Here is a 15,522-nt window from a genome sequence, read left to right as displayed (position 1 = left end):
GACGAAATCGAATTCTAACGAATTACCGATTTCTGTCCCACTCTCTTTCTTTTGCTTATTGGTCTTGAAAATGCTATAGTAGGGAAAAATAGATTGGAGGACCAAATGATGGGATTATTCAGCGGTTTATTAGGCAATGCCTCTCAGAAAGATATTGAAAAAACGGAAAGACAATTGGAGGATATTCTGACAACAACAGAGAATGTGGAACTGGCTTTTAGCCTTATTCGCGACTTGATTGTCTTTACAGATAAGCGGTTGATTTTGGTGGACAAGCAGGGAGTGACAGGCAAGAAAACGGCTTATAAGTCTTATCCTTATCGCTCCATTTCTCGCTTTTCAGTGGAAACGGCTGGCCACTTTGACCTAGATGCTGAGCTGAAAATCTGGGTTTCCAGTGCTGAGGAACCAGCTGAAACCCTAACCTTCCGAAGTGATAAAAGTGTCATTGCCATCCAAAAAGCGCTGGCAGAAGCAGTATTGAGATAAAAAGCGGTTGAAACCGCTTTTTTTCAAACAAAAACTAACCGTATCTTATTAGCTTGGTTAGTTCATAAATAAAGATTGACGATCTGGAATACTTCCTATCTAGTTGTCTTCGCTAGGGAAAGATTCACCAAAATGCAGCTCAGAGTATGGAGTTTCAAAATGACCCCCGTCATAAGCTACCTTGACTGAAGTTATTCCAAAGTCAACGATTATTGGTTTTGCAGCAGTTATAAAGACATAGCGATTAGCGTTTTGTTTTATATCATAGACTTTTACTGCTCCGTAAATGGAATCGGAATAATAGATATCTCCATTTTTAGTCGATTTGGTTATTTCAATGGTCTTCTTAGCAGGAGAGTAGGATAAATTATAAGCTTCTTTTTTTCCGATGCCTTGTGTAATAAAAGTTTCGTTGTCATCACTTTTAGCTTGAAAGTGAATAAAATTTTTATCAAAACTTTTCTGAGCGTTGTTCATAACGAGAAATACATTTACTCCCCATGCAGCTAAGCCCAAAATAAGAAGAGAAGCGATACCAATAAAAACAGTTTTTTTAGTTAAGCGCATAAAAGTTCCTTGAAAATCATGCTATTGGAGAAGTGAAAGCCAATAGCTTGCTCTAAAAAATATTTTCTAAGTTTTTTTCTTGCTGGTGAACTAAGGAGTTGGCTAGCAAGACAGGATAGTTTCTAAAGTAAAAAATATGTCAGAAAAGATTTCATTCTTCTGTGAATCCTTGTGATAGCAGAAAAGCAAAGAAATCTTCGGGCTTTTCCTTAAGCTTTTTAAATAGGTTATCTTTAGTTGTTTCCCCTAAAGCCGCCATGACTTGTTTTTCTTTTGCTTTGCTGAGATCAAAGTGGGCAACTTGTGCAACGGTTTTCTTGTCCTCTGAAACTTTGACTTCAAGTGTGACCCCATCTAACTTGCTGAATTTATCATAAATGTCACCAGCTTTTAATTCTTCTTGATAAATGTTGATGATTTCTTCAGGACTCTTACTTTGCTCGTCCTCTTGAGTCGGTTTCGTAGCCATAAAATCGAAGGCTCGAATCCTATCTTTTTGATAATAAGCAACAATTTTATTATTGTATCCGTTAGGCATGTTGTAAGCAAAAGTCTTGGTTTTTACTTTCTCTTCTTTTTTTGGCTTGCTTTGGCTCTGACTTTGGTTGGGCTTGCTTTCGTGCTTAGTTTGCTTAGGCATGCTGCAGGCAGTCAAAGCCAGCAGACAGGCGCTAGCTAGTAAAATTTTCTTCACAGTTAAGACTCCTTTTGATAAATGTTCTGTTCTATTATAGCATAACTTAGTTTTAAGACAAGAAAACATATAAATATATAGACGTCAACAACTTTACTCCGCTCTTTTTCTGTCGAAAAAAGTGCTGATTTATGGTAAAATAGGGTCACTACTGTACGAGGAAATGTTATGTCAAACAAGTTTGAAATTTTAATGCATCAACTGGATATGCCACTGGAAATAAGAAATTCAGAGGCCTTTTTGAATGCAGAAATTGAGAAGGTTCTAGTCCACAAGGTCAGTCGGGTCTGGGAGTTTCATTTCTCTTTTGCGAATATTCTGCCCATTGAGATTTTTCGGGAATTGCAGAAGCGCTTAGCTCAAGAGTTTTCTAAGACGGGCAATCAAGCTATTTTTGAAATTCACTGTCAGGCTCCCCAGGTATCAGACGAGCTCTTGCAGGTTTATTACCAGCTGGCCTTTGAGGAAGGTCCATGTGCCAGTCATGGCTTCAAGAGCCTGTATCAGGATTTGCGGGTCCATTTGGATGGGGACAAGCTGCTGATTGAGGGAGCTTCGACTATTGATACGGAGCATTTTCGCAAGAATCACCTGCCAAATCTCAGCCAGCAGCTGGTCAAGTACGGTTTTCCTCAGCTGACCTGTCAGGTTCAGCACAGCGATGAGCTGACCCAGCAGCAAGCGGAGAATTTCCAGGCGGAGAATGACAAGATTGTCCAGGCGGCCAATGAAGAAGCGCTCAAAGCCACGGAATCTCTCCAGCAGCTGGCGCCGCCGCCAGAGGAAAAGCCAGCCTATGACTTCCAAGCTCGCAAGGCTGCAGCAAAGCCAAATCTAGACAAGGCAGAAATTACCCCTATGATCGAAGTTCAGACTGAGGAAAACCGTCTGGTCTTCGAGGGAATGGTTTTTGACTTGGAGCAGAAGGTCACTCGGACCGGCCGGGTCTTGCTTAACTTCAAAATGACAGACTACACTTCCAGTTTCTCCTTGCAGAAATGGATGAAAAACGAGGAAGAAGCCAAGAAGTTTGACATGATTAAGAAAGGTGCCTGGCTGCGCGTGCGTGGAAATGTGGAGATGAACAATTTTACCCGCGATCTGACCATGAATGTGCAGGATGTCCAGGAAGTTACCCACTATGAGCGCAAGGATCTGATGCCTGAGGGGCAGAAGCGGGTTGAATTTCACGCCCATACCAATATGTCTACGATGGATGCTTTGCCTGAGGTCGAGGAAATTGTTGCAACAGCCGCCAAGTGGGGCCACAAGGCTGTCGCCATTACCGACCATGGCAATGTGCAGAGCTTTCCCCATGGCTACAAGGCTGCCAAGAAGGCTGGTATCCAGCTGATTTATGGTATGGAGGCCAATATTGTAGAAGACCGGGTGCCCATCGTCTATAATGAAGTGGACATGGAGCTGAGCGATGCGACCTATGTAGTCTTTGACGTGGAAACGACAGGGCTTTCAGCGGTCTACAATGACTTGATTCAGGTCGCTGCCAGCAAGATGCACAAGGGCAATATCATCGCTGAGTTTGATGAGTTTATCAATCCGGGGCATCCTCTGTCGGCCTTTACGACGGATCTAACCGGGATTACAGATGAGCATGTCCGCAATGCCAAACCGCTAGAGCAGGTGCTGAAAGAGTTTCAGGAATTTTGCCAGGACAGTGTCCTCGTTGCCCATAATGCTACCTTTGACGTGGGCTTTATGAATGTCAACTATGAGCGTCATGGCCTGCCGAAAATTACCCAGCCGGTCATTGACACGCTGGAATTTGCCCGCAACCTCTATCCAGAGTACAAGCGTCATGGTCTGGGGCCTTTGACCAAGCGTTTCCAGATTGCTCTGGAGCACCACCACATGGCCAACTATGACGCGGAAGCGACGGGCCGCCTCCTCTTTATCTTTATCAAGGATGTGGCTGAAAAGCATGGTGTGACCAATCTCAAGGATCTGAATACGGATCTGGTCGATGAGAATTCCTACAAGAAGGCTCGGGTCAAGCATGCGACCATTTATGTAAAAAATCAGACGGGGCTCAAGAATATTTTCAAGTTAGTCAGTCTGTCCAATACCAAGTATTTCGAAGGTGTTCCTCGGATTCCACGGACCGTGCTGGATGCCCATCGTGAAGGCCTGATTCTGGGCTCAGCCTGTTCAGAAGGCGAAGTCTATGATGCTGTTGTCTCTCAGGGGGTGGATGCGGCTGTCGAAGTAGCCAAGTATTATGACTTTATCGAGGTCATGCCACCGGCTATCTATGAGCCGCTGATTGCCAAGGAGCAGATCAAGGACCAAGAAGAACTGCAGACCATAATTCGCAATCTGATTGAGGTTGGCGATCGCTTGGGCAAGCCTGTCCTTGCGACGGGGAACGTCCATTATATCGAGCCGGAAGAAGAAATCTATCGCGAGATTATCGTTCGGAGTCTAGGTCAGGGAGCCATGATTAACCGGACCATCGGTCACGGCGAAAATGCCCAACCGGCTCCGCTTCCTAAGGCTCACTTCCGGACCACCAATGAGATGCTGGACGAATTTGCCTTTCTAGGCGAGGATTTGGCTAAGAAGCTGGTCATCACCAATCCGAATCAGCTGGCGGAGACTTTTGAGCCGGTAGAAGTGGTCAAGGGCGATCTCTATACACCTTTCATTGACAAGGCCGAGGAGACAGTTGCCGAGCTGACCTACCAAAAGGCCTTTGAGATTTATGGCAATCCGCTGCCAGATATCGTGGACTTACGAATTGAAAAAGAGCTGACCTCCATCTTGGGGAATGGCTTTGCCGTGATTTATCTGGCTTCGCAGATGCTGGTGCAACGCTCCAATGAGCGGGGCTATCTGGTAGGTTCACGGGGGTCTGTTGGATCCAGCTTTGTTGCGACCATGATCGGGATTACCGAGGTTAATCCTTTGTCACCCCACTACGTCTGTGGCAAATGCCAATACAGCGAGTTCATCACAGACGGCTCCTATGGTTCTGGATTTGATATGCCGGATAAGGACTGTCCAGAGTGTGGCCACAAGCTGAGCAAGAACGGTCAGGATATTCCATTTGAGACCTTCCTTGGATTTGACGGGGACAAGGTACCCGATATTGATTTGAACTTCTCTGGAGAGGATCAGCCGAGCGCCCATTTGGATGTGCGGGATATCTTTGGTGCAGAATACGCTTTTCGGGCTGGAACCGTTGGTACCGTTGCGGCTAAGACGGCCTATGGATTTGTCAAGGGCTACGAGCGAGACTACGGGAAGTTCTACCGGGATGCTGAAGTTGAGCGTCTGGCGCAGGGAGCTGCCGGAGTCAAGCGGACGACTGGACAACACCCGGGCGGAATCGTTGTTATCCCTAACTACATGGATGTTTATGACTTTACACCGGTCCAATATCCTGCTGACGATGTGACGGCCGAGTGGCAGACCACCCACTTCAACTTCCATGATATTGATGAAAATGTTCTCAAGCTAGACGTTCTGGGACACGATGATCCGACCATGATTCGGAAGCTTCAGGACTTGTCTGGCATTGATCCAAATGACATTCCTATGGATGATGCTGGCGTCATGGCTCTCTTTTCTGGGACAGATATTCTGGGTGTGACTCAGGAGCAAATCGGCACGCCGACTGGTATGCTGGGGATTCCGGAGTTTGGGACCAACTTTGTACGGGGCATGGTTGACGAGACTCATCCGACGACCTTTGCCGAGCTCTTACAGCTATCTGGTCTCTCTCATGGTACGGACGTTTGGCTGGGCAATGCTCAGGACTTGATTAAGCAAGGGATTGCTGACCTGTCCACCGTTATCGGCTGTCGGGACGACATCATGGTTTACCTCATGCACAAGGGGTTGGATCCTAAGATGGCCTTTACGATCATGGAGCGCGTGCGGAAGGGCCTTTGGCTGAAGATTTCTGAAGAAGAGCGCAATGGCTACATCGCAGCCATGAAGGAAAACAATGTGCCAGAGTGGTACATTGAGTCCTGTGGAAAGATCAAGTACATGTTCCCTAAAGCCCATGCGGCAGCCTACGTTATGATGGCCCTGCGGGTGGCCTACTTCAAGGTGCATCATCCGATTTATTACTACTGTGCTTATTTCTCCATTCGGGCCAAAGCCTTTGACATCAAGACCATGAGTGGTGGACTTGATGCCGTTAAGCGCCGGATGAGCGAAATCGCTGAAAAGCGCAAGAACAATGAAGCCTCTAATGTAGAAATTGACCTTTATACGACTCTGGAAATCGTCAATGAAATGCTGGAGCGGGGCTTCAAGTTCGGAAAGCTAGATCTCTACAAGAGCCATGCGACCGAGTTTCTCATCGAAGGAGATACCCTTATCCCACCATTTTCTGCTATGGACGGTCTGGGTGACAACGTTGCCCGCCAATTAGTTAGAGCGCGGGAAGAAGGCGAATTCCTTTCTAAGACAGAGCTCCGCAAGCGCGGTGGCCTTTCTAGCACCCTAGTTGAAAAAATGGATGATATGGGCATTCTCGGCAATATGCCAGAGGATAACCAGTTGAGTTTGTTTGATGAGTTTTTCTAAAATATAGAAAGAGGTTTTTATGAAATTGACCATTTCCGCTCAGGATAAGCCTGCGCAAAAGGTGTTTGATTACCAGCTGGAGTTTGACCCAGATACGATTTTGAAAATGACCGCTTTGATTTGCGGTACGGTGGCAGCGGTTAGCCTGCTGTCCCTGTTTAAAGAGAAATAACAAAAGAAAAGGAGAAGCAGCATGGTTCTGCCAAATTTTAAAGAAAACTTAGAAAAATACGCTAAACTATTGGTTGCGAATGGAATCAACGTGCAACCTGGTCACACAGTGGCGCTCAATATTGATGTGGAGCAGCGTGAATTGGCACATTTGATCGTAAAAGAAGCCTATGCTTTAGGTGCTCATGAGGTTATCGTTCAGTGGACAGATGATGTCATCAACCGTGAGAAATTCCTCCACGCGCCGATGGAGCGTTTGGACAATGTCCCAGAGTACAAGGTTGTTGAGATGAACTATCTCCTTGAGAAGAAAGCTAGCCGTCTTGGTGTCCGTTCTTCTGACCCAGGTGCCTTGAACGGAGTGGACGCTGACAAGCTTTCAGCTTCTGCTAAAGCGATGGGACTTGCTATGAAGCCAATGCGCATCGCAACTCAATCCAACAAGGTTAGCTGGACAGTAGCGGCCGCTGCTGGACTTGAGTGGGCTAAAAAAGTCTTTCCAAATGCTGCAAGCGATGAAGAAGCAGTCGATCTCCTTTGGGACCAAATCTTTAAAACTTGTCGTGTCTATGAAGAAGATCCCGTTAAGGCTTGGGAAGAACATGCAGCCATTCTCAAGAGCAAGGCAGAAATGCTCAATAAAGAACAATTCTCAGCCCTTCATTACACAGCACCAGGAACAGATTTGACACTTGGCTTGCCAAAGAACCACGTTTGGGAATCAGCTGGTGCTATCAATGCACAGGGAGAAGGATTCTTACCAAATATGCCAACAGAAGAAGTCTTTACGGCTCCTGACTTCCGTCGTGCAGATGGTTATGTCACTTCTACAAAACCACTTAGCTACAACGGAAATATCATCGAAGGCATTAAGGTAACCTTTAAGGATGGACAAATCGTGGATATTTCAGCCGAGAAGGGTGATCAGGTTATGAAAGACCTTGTCTTTGAAAATGCGGGCGCTCGTGCCTTGGGTGAATGTGCCTTGGTACCAGATCCAAGCCCAATTTCCCAGTCAGGCATTACCTTCTTCAATACCCTTTTTGATGAAAATGCTTCTAACCACTTGGCTATTGGTGCAGCCTATGCGACCAGTGTTGTTGGTGGAGCAGAGATGAGCGAAGAAGAGCTTGAAGCTGCAGGCCTCAACCGTTCAGATGTTCACGTGGACTTTATGATTGGCTCTAACCAGATGAATATTGACGGTATTCGTGAAGATGGTAGCCGTGTGCCAATCTTCCGCAATGGAGATTGGGCAATTTAAGATTTTAAGTTGTTTTGACGGGCACTTTTAATCTGGCAGCTCCCACCTGCTTCTTGAAAAGTATTCTTAGAAACATAGAAAGAAGGATCCTATATGATTGGTAGTATGTTTGTCGGTTTTATTATTGGTCTCATGGCTGGGGCTATTACCAGTCGCGGGGAGCGTATGGGCTGTATCGGAAAAATCCTCTTGGGCTGGTTTGGTTCATGGCTTGGGCAATTGCTTTTTGGCCACTGGGGACCAATGCTAGCGGACACAGCCATTCTTCCCTCAGTCTTGGGTGCTGTGATCCTTTTGGCTCTTTTCTGGGATCGAGGCACTTAGAATAGTGTAAAAGAAATACCTAGACGTGAAGGCGTCTAGGTATTTTTGTTTGAGCTATATGAGTTCTTTATTCCAGCACCAGCATGCCATCTTGGACTGCAAATGGATCTTTTTCGTTGATGCGGTCGTAAAACATGATGCCGTTGATATGGTCAATCTCGTGTTGAACCACGATAGAATTATAGCCTTTGAGTTTGATGCGGTGTTTTTGACCATCCTTGTCAAAGTAATCCACGGTCACCCGTGCATGGCGCACGACATAGCCTGGTACCTCTCGGTCAACGGATAGGCAGCCTTCTCCATCAGCCAGAGCAGCATCTTGCACAGAGTGGGCAACAACTTTAGGATTGTACATGACCTGAGCTAGGGAGTAGGCTTCTTTAGGCGGATTTCCTTCTTCGTACTCCAGATTTGGCACTAGCACAGCGATAATCCGCTTAGAAATATCCAGCTGAGGCGCTGCTAGACCAACTCCGCCACGGAGCCCCATTTTTTCAGCCATGACAGGATCTTGAGAATGTTTCAGAAACTGCATCATTTTCTCACCTAAAATGATTTCCTGATCAGATAGGGGAAAGCTGACCTCCTCAGCCACTGCACGCAAGGTAGGATTTCCCTCACGGATAATGTCGCTCATATCAATCAAATGAGCTGCTTTGGTTAATTTATCCATAACCGATTTTTTTTCACTAACAGACATGATTCTCTCCTTTTTCTTTCTTTCATCATAACACAAATCCCGCCAGAAATAAAGAAAGGGCTTGTCCTTTTATCAGAGGAGAAATTTTTCGAAAGAATACTCTTTTTAATCACTGATTTTTTAAGAAAAGATGATTGCGTCTTTTTCTAAAAAGCTGTATGATAGAATGAGTGTAATTTTTAAAGGAAAATAGAATGAAAAAGTTTATGGAAAAAGTGAGTATTCTCTCACTTTCTTTGGTGTTAACGACCTCCTTTTCGATTTCCAGTGCCCAATCGGCTATGTTTGCTTATTATAAAGACTTGCCGGAAAGCTGGATTGAATTGTTGGTTTCTCTCCCATCGGCTGGGATTATGCTTATGCTAGTTTTAAATGGCCTAGTGGAGAAATATTTATCGGAACGAAAGATGATTGTGACGGGGCTCTTGATTTTCGCTCTTTGCGGCTTTGTTCCTCTCGTGAATAAGGCCTACTGGGTGATTTTTGCCTCGCGTCTGATCTTTGGTATGGGAGTTGGTTTGCTCAATGCCAAAGCTATCTCGATTATCAGCGAACGTTATGAGGGCAAGGAACGGATTCAGACCCTCGGTCTACGTGGATCGGCTGAAGTTGTCGGGACGGCTCTCTTGACACTTGGAGTGAGCCAGTTGCTTCGCTTTGGCTGGGAAATTTCTTTCTTGGTCTATGCTTCGGGGTTGATTGTTCTAGCCCTCTACCTGCTCTTTGTGCCTTATGGCAAGGAGGAGAAGCATCATGAGGCTCATCAGGAAGGCAAGGGCTTGACAGCTGCACAGTGGTTTTTGACAATCGGCCTAGCCCTAGTAGCAGCGGTGATTGTCTTGACGAATGTGGTCATCAACGTGCGCGTGCCCGGACTGGTTGAAAAGTCTGGTATGGGCAGTGTTCAGACGGCAGGCTTGATTCTTTCAACTATGCAGTTGATTGGTATTGCCGCAGGCTTGTCCTTTGCACCTCTTCTTCACTATTTCAAGGAAAATTTATTGACGGTTGCGGGAGTGGTCTTTGGTGTTACTGCGATCATGATTGGCCTAGCACCAAATCTCTTGCTCTTGAGTGTGGTTACCATCGCTTCTGGCTTTGTTTATAGTGTCAGTCTGACATCGATTTTCCATATTCTTTCAGAGAGAATCCCTAGCAAATCCTTGAATCAAGCGACTTCGATTGTGATTTTAGGCTGCAGTGCTGGAGCGACTGCCACAACCTTTTTCTTGTCTTTGATTAGTCAATTTTCAAGCCAAGCTTCCTTTATTTTTGGCGTTTTGGGAAGTCTGATGGTTTTAATGGCAGTGCTGGCATTCGGCATTCTCAAGAAAAAGTCTGCTTAGGAGAAGAATATGCGTTTGGATAAATTTTTAGTGGAAAGTGGGCTTGGCTCACGTAGTCAAGTCAAGCAACTATTGAAAAAAGGTCAAGTCTGGGTCAATGGAGCAGCGGTCACGTCGGCCAAGACACAGATTGATGAGCGGTCGGATCAGATTGTGGTGGATGGTCAGACCCTGGTTTATGAAAAATTTGTCTATTATCTATTGAACAAACCCAAGGGTGTTATTTCTGCCACTGAAGATGACCGCCATAAAACGGTTTTAGATTTATTGGACGATACTGCCCGTCAAAAAGAAGTATTTCCTGTGGGGCGGTTAGATGTGGATACGCATGGCCTCTTACTTTTGACCAATAATGGTCAGCTATCGCATGCTATGCTGTCCCCTAAGCGCCATGTGGCTAAGGTTTATCAAGCCCGGGTTGCCGGTCTGATGGATCAGGCAGATGTCGAGCGTTTTGCCCAAGGAATCAAACTCAAAGACTTCACTTGTCAGCCTGCCCAGCTCGAAATTATCGAAAGAGATGAAGGAGCACAGACCAGTCTGGTTCGTATCACGCTCTCAGAAGGCAAGTTTCATCAGGTGAAGCGGATGGTTCTAGCTTGTGGGAAAGAAGTCACCGACCTTCAGCGCTTGTCTATGGGACCTCTCCAGCTTGATCCAAGTCTGGAGCTGGGGCAATGGCGACGCTTGACAGAAGAAGAAATGCAGCGCTTGGAAATCTTTCAAGTTGAACTATAGAAAGCTAGGAACGTGGAGCAACATACTGCTTCACTTTTTTGCTTTATTTGACAGTTAAGCCTTGATATGATAAGATTTAGGTAACTATATCTAGAAAAAGTTTCAGAGGAAATTATGGCAATTGAAAAGACAGTCAGCGAGCTGGCCGAGATTTTAGGAGTCAGCCGTCAGGCAATCAATAATCGTGTCAAGGCTCTGCCGCCAGAAGATACAGAAAAAAATGAAAAAGGGGTCACAGTCGTGACCCGCAGTGGCCTGATTAAGCTAGAAGAAATTTATAAAAAGACCATTTTTGAAGATGAGCCAGTCAGCGAAGAAGTCAAACAGCGCGAGTTGATGGAAATCTTAGTGGATGAAAAAAATGCTGAGATTTTGCGCCTTTATGAGCAACTCAAGGCGAAAGATAATCAGCTGGCTAAGAAAGACGAACAACTCCGTGTCAAGGACGTGCAGATTGCTGAAAAAGATAAGCAGCTGGACCAGCAGCAACAGTTGACAGCCAAGGCTATGAGCGAGAGGGAAACCCTTCTTTTGGAACTGGATGAAGCCAAGGAGAAGGTACAAAAACAGGAAAACAAAGGATTTTTCGCCCGTTTATTTGGTAAATAAGAAAGAAAATCTCAGTTGAAAAGCTGGGATTTATTTGTCAAAGAAGGGGTGGAGCCAAGATGGCAATAACAGGAGCGGACTCACTGTAGCCACTGTAACTTGACTACCCTTTTTCGCACAAATTTCTGAAAGAAGAATAAGATGAAACCAGAAAAACTTAGCTTTAAGCGCTTTTATCATAATTTAGACAAGATCCTAGTTCTCTTTTTCATGGTCTTTATGATGATGGAGTATGCTTGGATTCCCTTTAATTCCTACGCAGCAGAATACCTGCTCAAACAGACAGGCTATCTCTTTTTGTCTTACAATAATGTCTGGGCAGTCCTCAGCTCCAATTGGCTAGTCGGTCTAGGTTTTCTAGTCCTCGTTGTGGTCAATCTCTTTGTCGCCTATTTCCAGAGCGGCATGATTTTCATGGGGATTCGCAATCTTTTGGATAAAGAAAACCGACCAGTATTCGCTTTTCTTGGAAAAACATTCAGGGATAGTTTTGCTATTGTCAAGAAGGCTGGCCCAGGGAAAATGCTCTTTATCGTACTTTATATGGGCTTTCTTTTTCCTTTTTTGCGTCAAATTTTGAAAATTTACTATCTCAATAAAATTTTGGTTCCGGATTTTATTGTCACCTATTTGGCAAATAATATTGTGTTCGCTGTTTTCATGGGACTTCTTGTGGTCGGCATGCTTCTGGTGGCAGTGCGACTAATGTTTGCCCTACCACAGCTCTTTTTTGAGCACGCAACAGTTCCTCAGGCAATTCGCTTTAGTCTGGCCAAAACTAAGAACCGCCTTTTCTTTTACGCTAGGCATCTTTTTTGGATTATTATCAAAAGCTTTCTGCTTTATACTTTTCTCTCAGCTCCAGCTATACTGGGACAGCGATACGCGAACACTCAACCAAATGAGGTTGTCCTCTTTAGCGGTATTGTAGCTTTTGTCCTGATTAAGTTTGCCTACTATGCTATGTTGTCCTATTTCCTTCTCAAATTTGTCTCCTTCCTGACAGATCGTACCTTAAATGACTATCCAACGAAAAGAGGCCTGTCTCTAATGCGTTGGTTTGTTCTGACTATTGCCAGCTCAAGCTTCGCATTAGAAGGTTATGTCTATCTAAATTTCCCTTTGGAGAATGTTCCGATTACGATTTCCCATAGAGGGGTTTCGAGGGAAAATGGAATCCAAAATACCGTAGAGGCGCTGGAAAAAAACAGCCTTGCTCAAGCCTGACCTAGTAGAAATGGATGTGCAGGAAACAAAGGATGGGCAATTTGTCATGATGCATGATGCAAACCTGAAGCAGTTGGCAGGTCTTGATGCCCAACCTCAAGACCTAACCTTGGCCGAATTAACTTCGCTAGAGATTTCAGAAAATGGCTATCGGGCTAAGATTTCTAGCTTTGACGATTACTTTACTCGAGCCAATCAACTCGGACAGCGTCTCTTGATAGAAATCAAGACCAGTAAGAAAGATTCCAAGGATATGATGGAGCGATTCTTGAGCAAGTATGGTGCCAAAATCAAGGTTTATCAACACCAGATTCAGTCTTTGGACTACCAAGTTATCGATCAGGTTGTCAAATATGACTCCTCTATCCCCAGTTTCTTTATCCTACCTTATAATACAATCTTTCCACGAACCAAGGCTTCTGGCTACACCATGGAATATTCAACCTTGGATGAAAATTTTGTCAATAAACTCTGGCAATCCGACAAACGTCTCTATGATTGGACCATTAATGATGAGGATAGTATCGTCAAATCTTTTCGTTTAGGAGTGGATGGGATGATTACAGATGATTTAGAGCTGGTTCAAAGTTCCATAAAAGAACTCAAGGATGATCCGGACTATACTACCCTTCTATTAAATAAGTCTTTAGACTTGCTAAGTTTTTCTTAGAATAGCAGTAGAAAATGAACACGAGTAATAGAGTAGAGTTATTGCATGTCTACCATAATATTCAGAAAATTTAGTTTACTTTTTTACTTTCTTGTGCTATAATCCTAAGTAAACCTAAAAAACAAAATTGGAGAATTCGTATGAAAAAAAGCAAAGTATTAGCTTTAGCTGGGGTTAGCCTTCTTTCAGTAGGCGTTTTAGCTGCTTGTTCTGGTTCATCAAAAGGAAACAGCGCATCTAAAGCTTATAATTATGTCTATGTTGCTGATCCAGAAACATTGGACTATGTGACATCTGGTAAAGCTTCAACAGTTGACCTCGTGACAAACGGTGTGGACGGTTTGTTGGAAAATGACCAATATGGTAATTTTGTACCGTCTATTGCAGAGTCTTGGACTGTTTCTAAAGATGGTTTGACTTATACCTATAAAATCCGTAAAGATGCTAAATGGTACACTTCAGAAGGTGAAGAATACGGCGATGTGACAGCTCAGGACTTTGTGACTGGTCTCAAGCATGCTGCCGACAAGAAATCTGAAGCCCTATACCTTGTTCAACAATCTGTAAAAGGCTTGGATGACTATGTGACTGGTAAGACAACTGACTTCTCTACTGTCGGAGTTAAGGCAGTTGACGACCACACTCTCCAATATACTCTGAACCAACCTGAACCACAGTGGAATTCAAAAACAACTTCACAAGTTCTTTGGCCAGTTAACGCAGATTTCCTTAAGAAACAAGGGGACAAATTCGGTCAATCTACTGACCCATCTTCTATCCTTTACAATGGACCATTCTTGATGAAGTCTATCACTGCTAAGTCTGCTGTTGAGTATCAAAAGAATGAAAACTACTGGGATAAGAAAAATGTTCATGTCGATACTATCAAGTTGTCTTACTTTGATGGACAAGACCAAGATGCCCTTGCTCGTAACTTTAAAGACGGCGCCTACACAGTAGCTCGTCTCTACCCTACCAGCTCAAACTATGCTGGAGTAGAAAAAGATTTTAAGGACAACATCTACTTTACTGCACCAGCTGCTACTGTAAATGTGATGAGTATCAACCTTGACCGCCAAGGTTACAATCACACAAGTAAAACAACGGATGCTCAGAAGTCTGCTACTAAGAAAGCAATTCTAAACAAAGACTTCCGTCAAGCCTTGAACTTTGCTATCGACCGTAAGTCTTATTCAGCACAAGTTAATGGTGAAGAAGGTGCTCCTTACGCTGTTCGCAATACTTTTGTACCGCCAACTTTTGTTCAAGCCGGCGATAAATCCTTTGGTGATCTAGTCGAAGAAAAAGTGGCTACATTGGGCGACGAATGGAAAGGTGTTAAACTTGAGGATGGACAAGACGGACTCTATAATGCTGAGAAGGCAAAAGCAGAGTTTGCAAAAGCAAAATCAGCCTTACAAGCAGAGGGAGTTGAATTCCCAATCCATCTAGATCTTCCAGTTTCTCAAACATCGAAACCATTGATCAACCGTGCTCAATCCCTTAAGCAATCTGTTGAAAAGGCTTTGGGATCTGAAAATGTGGTAGTAGATATCCAACAAATGTCAGAAGATGATCTCTTCAATATTACTTACTACGCACCAAATGCTGCCGCTGAAGATTGGGATATTTCAATCCTCGTTAGCTGGGGTCCTGACTATCAAGATCCATCAACATACACAGACATTCTGAAAACTTCAGCAGCTGAAACAACAAAAACCTACCTTGGCTTTGAAGGAGCAGATAATGCTGCCGCTAAGCAAGTTGGTTTAGATGAATATGACCGCTTGGTAGATGAAGCTGGTAAAGAAACTTCAGATGTTGCTACTCGTTACGAAAAATATGCAGCGGCTCAAGCTTGGTTAACAGATAACTCTATTATTGTTCCATTGATGGCAAACCAAGGAGCAGCACCATTTATCTCACGTATCGAGCCATTCTCAGGCGCTTATGCCCAAACTGGTAATAAGACAAGTTCTACTTACTTCAAACGTATTAAAGTGAAAGATGAAGTAGTAACGAAGAAAGACTACGAAGCAGCTCGTAAGAAATGGCTGAAAGAAAAAGAAGAGTCAAATGCGAAAGCACAAAAAGATCTCGAAAGTCATGTAGAATAAATCGTTCACTAGAACTTTCTCTAATAACGAGAGAAAGTTCTTTTGAAAT

The 15,522-nt window shown here is 44.2% G+C and carries 12 protein-coding genes and 1 pseudogene; 10 read left to right on the top strand and 3 right to left on the bottom strand.

Annotation, left to right across the window (positions count from 1 at the left end; all coding sequences use genetic code 11):
- Window positions 1-108: 108 nt before the first annotated feature.
- Window positions 109-489, top strand: coding sequence for a PH domain-containing protein (locus tag FZ954_RS05550; RefSeq protein WP_148877881.1), 381 nt, complete (start codon window positions 109-111; stop codon window positions 487-489).
- A gap of 99 nt (window positions 490-588) precedes the next feature.
- Here the strand turns inward: FZ954_RS05550 and FZ954_RS05545 are convergent, their stop codons facing one another.
- On the bottom strand, window positions 589-1,056 hold the full coding sequence (locus FZ954_RS05545) for a hypothetical protein (RefSeq protein ID WP_148877668.1): 468 nt from the start codon (window positions 1,054-1,056) through the stop codon (window positions 589-591).
- A gap of 151 nt (window positions 1,057-1,207) precedes the next feature.
- Window positions 1,208-1,750: a DUF1307 domain-containing protein gene (locus tag FZ954_RS05540; RefSeq protein ID WP_148877667.1), complete on the bottom strand. Its 543-nt coding sequence runs from the start codon at window positions 1,748-1,750 to the stop codon at window positions 1,208-1,210.
- 168 nt (window positions 1,751-1,918) lie between these two features.
- On the opposite strand from FZ954_RS05540, the gene FZ954_RS05535 reads away from it, so the two are divergent.
- The 4 genes from FZ954_RS05535 to FZ954_RS05525 all read left to right on the top strand — a co-directional run bounded on the left by FZ954_RS05535 (window position 1,919) and on the right by FZ954_RS05525 (window position 8,066).
- Window positions 1,919-6,307 (top strand): PolC-type DNA polymerase III, encoded by a 4,389-nt coding sequence (locus FZ954_RS05535; protein WP_148877666.1) that lies wholly within the window; start codon window positions 1,919-1,921, stop codon window positions 6,305-6,307.
- Between the two features lie 19 nt (window positions 6,308-6,326).
- Window positions 6,327-6,479, top strand: coding sequence for a hypothetical protein (locus FZ954_RS11745; RefSeq protein WP_005591870.1), 153 nt, complete (start codon window positions 6,327-6,329; stop codon window positions 6,477-6,479).
- A 21-nt stretch (window positions 6,480-6,500) separates the two neighbouring features.
- Complete coding sequence (locus FZ954_RS05530) at window positions 6,501-7,742, top strand: aminopeptidase (protein WP_148877665.1); 1,242 nt, start codon at window positions 6,501-6,503, stop codon at window positions 7,740-7,742.
- Between the two features lie 93 nt (window positions 7,743-7,835).
- Window positions 7,836-8,066 (top strand): GlsB/YeaQ/YmgE family stress response membrane protein, encoded by a 231-nt coding sequence (locus tag FZ954_RS05525; protein WP_005591872.1) that lies wholly within the window; start codon window positions 7,836-7,838, stop codon window positions 8,064-8,066.
- A 67-nt stretch (window positions 8,067-8,133) separates the two neighbouring features.
- Here the strand turns inward: FZ954_RS05525 and def are convergent, their stop codons facing one another.
- Window positions 8,134-8,766, bottom strand: a complete 633-nt coding sequence (def, locus tag FZ954_RS05520; protein ID WP_148877664.1) for a peptide deformylase — start codon at window positions 8,764-8,766, stop codon at window positions 8,134-8,136.
- 194 nt (window positions 8,767-8,960) lie between these two features.
- On the opposite strand from def, the gene FZ954_RS05515 reads away from it, so the two are divergent.
- The 5 genes and pseudogenes from FZ954_RS05515 to FZ954_RS05495 all read left to right on the top strand — a co-directional run bounded on the left by FZ954_RS05515 (window position 8,961) and on the right by FZ954_RS05495 (window position 15,473).
- The gene (locus tag FZ954_RS05515; RefSeq protein WP_148877663.1) at window positions 8,961-10,112 is read left to right on the top strand and encodes an MFS transporter; all 1,152 of its coding nucleotides are present in this window, start codon (window positions 8,961-8,963) and stop codon (window positions 10,110-10,112) included.
- Between the two features lie 9 nt (window positions 10,113-10,121).
- The gene (locus tag FZ954_RS05510) at window positions 10,122-10,850 is read left to right on the top strand and encodes a pseudouridine synthase (RefSeq protein ID WP_148877662.1); all 729 of its coding nucleotides are present in this window, start codon (window positions 10,122-10,124) and stop codon (window positions 10,848-10,850) included.
- Window positions 10,851-10,964: 114 nt separating this feature from the next.
- Entirely contained in the window at window positions 10,965-11,459 is a 495-nt protein-coding gene (locus tag FZ954_RS05505) for a DUF536 domain-containing protein (protein ID WP_005591876.1), read from the top strand.
- Between the two features lie 141 nt (window positions 11,460-11,600).
- Window positions 11,601-13,356: pseudogene (locus FZ954_RS05500) on the top strand (glycerophosphoryl diester phosphodiesterase membrane domain-containing protein).
- Between the two features lie 140 nt (window positions 13,357-13,496).
- The gene (locus FZ954_RS05495) at window positions 13,497-15,473 is read left to right on the top strand and encodes a peptide ABC transporter substrate-binding protein (protein ID WP_148877661.1); all 1,977 of its coding nucleotides are present in this window, start codon (window positions 13,497-13,499) and stop codon (window positions 15,471-15,473) included.
- Window positions 15,474-15,522: the final 49 nt, after the last annotated feature.

Source organism: Streptococcus sp. Marseille-P7375 (genome assembly GCF_902460365.1).
Taxonomy (GTDB): Bacteria; Bacillota; Bacilli; order Lactobacillales; family Streptococcaceae; genus Streptococcus; species Streptococcus cristatus_I.
This window is presented reverse-complemented; position numbering and strand designations above follow the sequence as displayed.

Excerpts from the sequence above, each read along its gene's own strand:
- FZ954_RS05495 (WP_148877661.1), top strand. The coding sequence starts at position 13,497 with ATGAAAAAAAGCAAAGTATTAGCTTTAGCTGGGGTTAGCCTTCTTTCA.
- FZ954_RS05535 (WP_148877666.1), top strand. The coding sequence starts at position 1,919 with ATGTCAAACAAGTTTGAAATTTTAATGCATCAACTGGATATGCCACTG.
- FZ954_RS05515 (WP_148877663.1), top strand. The coding sequence starts at position 8,961 with ATGAAAAAGTTTATGGAAAAAGTGAGTATTCTCTCACTTTCTTTGGTG.
- FZ954_RS05545 (WP_148877668.1), bottom strand. The coding sequence starts at position 1,056 with ATGCGCTTAACTAAAAAAACTGTTTTTATTGGTATCGCTTCTCTTCTT.
- def (WP_148877664.1), bottom strand. The coding sequence starts at position 8,766 with ATGTCTGTTAGTGAAAAAAAATCGGTTATGGATAAATTAACCAAAGCA.
- FZ954_RS05530 (WP_148877665.1), top strand. The coding sequence starts at position 6,501 with ATGGTTCTGCCAAATTTTAAAGAAAACTTAGAAAAATACGCTAAACTA.
- FZ954_RS05510 (WP_148877662.1), top strand. The coding sequence starts at position 10,122 with ATGCGTTTGGATAAATTTTTAGTGGAAAGTGGGCTTGGCTCACGTAGT.
- FZ954_RS05525 (WP_005591872.1), top strand. The coding sequence starts at position 7,836 with ATGATTGGTAGTATGTTTGTCGGTTTTATTATTGGTCTCATGGCTGGG.
- FZ954_RS05550 (WP_148877881.1), top strand. The coding sequence starts at position 109 with ATGGGATTATTCAGCGGTTTATTAGGCAATGCCTCTCAGAAAGATATT.
- FZ954_RS05505 (WP_005591876.1), top strand. The coding sequence starts at position 10,965 with ATGGCAATTGAAAAGACAGTCAGCGAGCTGGCCGAGATTTTAGGAGTC.
- FZ954_RS11745 (WP_005591870.1), top strand. The coding sequence starts at position 6,327 with ATGAAATTGACCATTTCCGCTCAGGATAAGCCTGCGCAAAAGGTGTTT.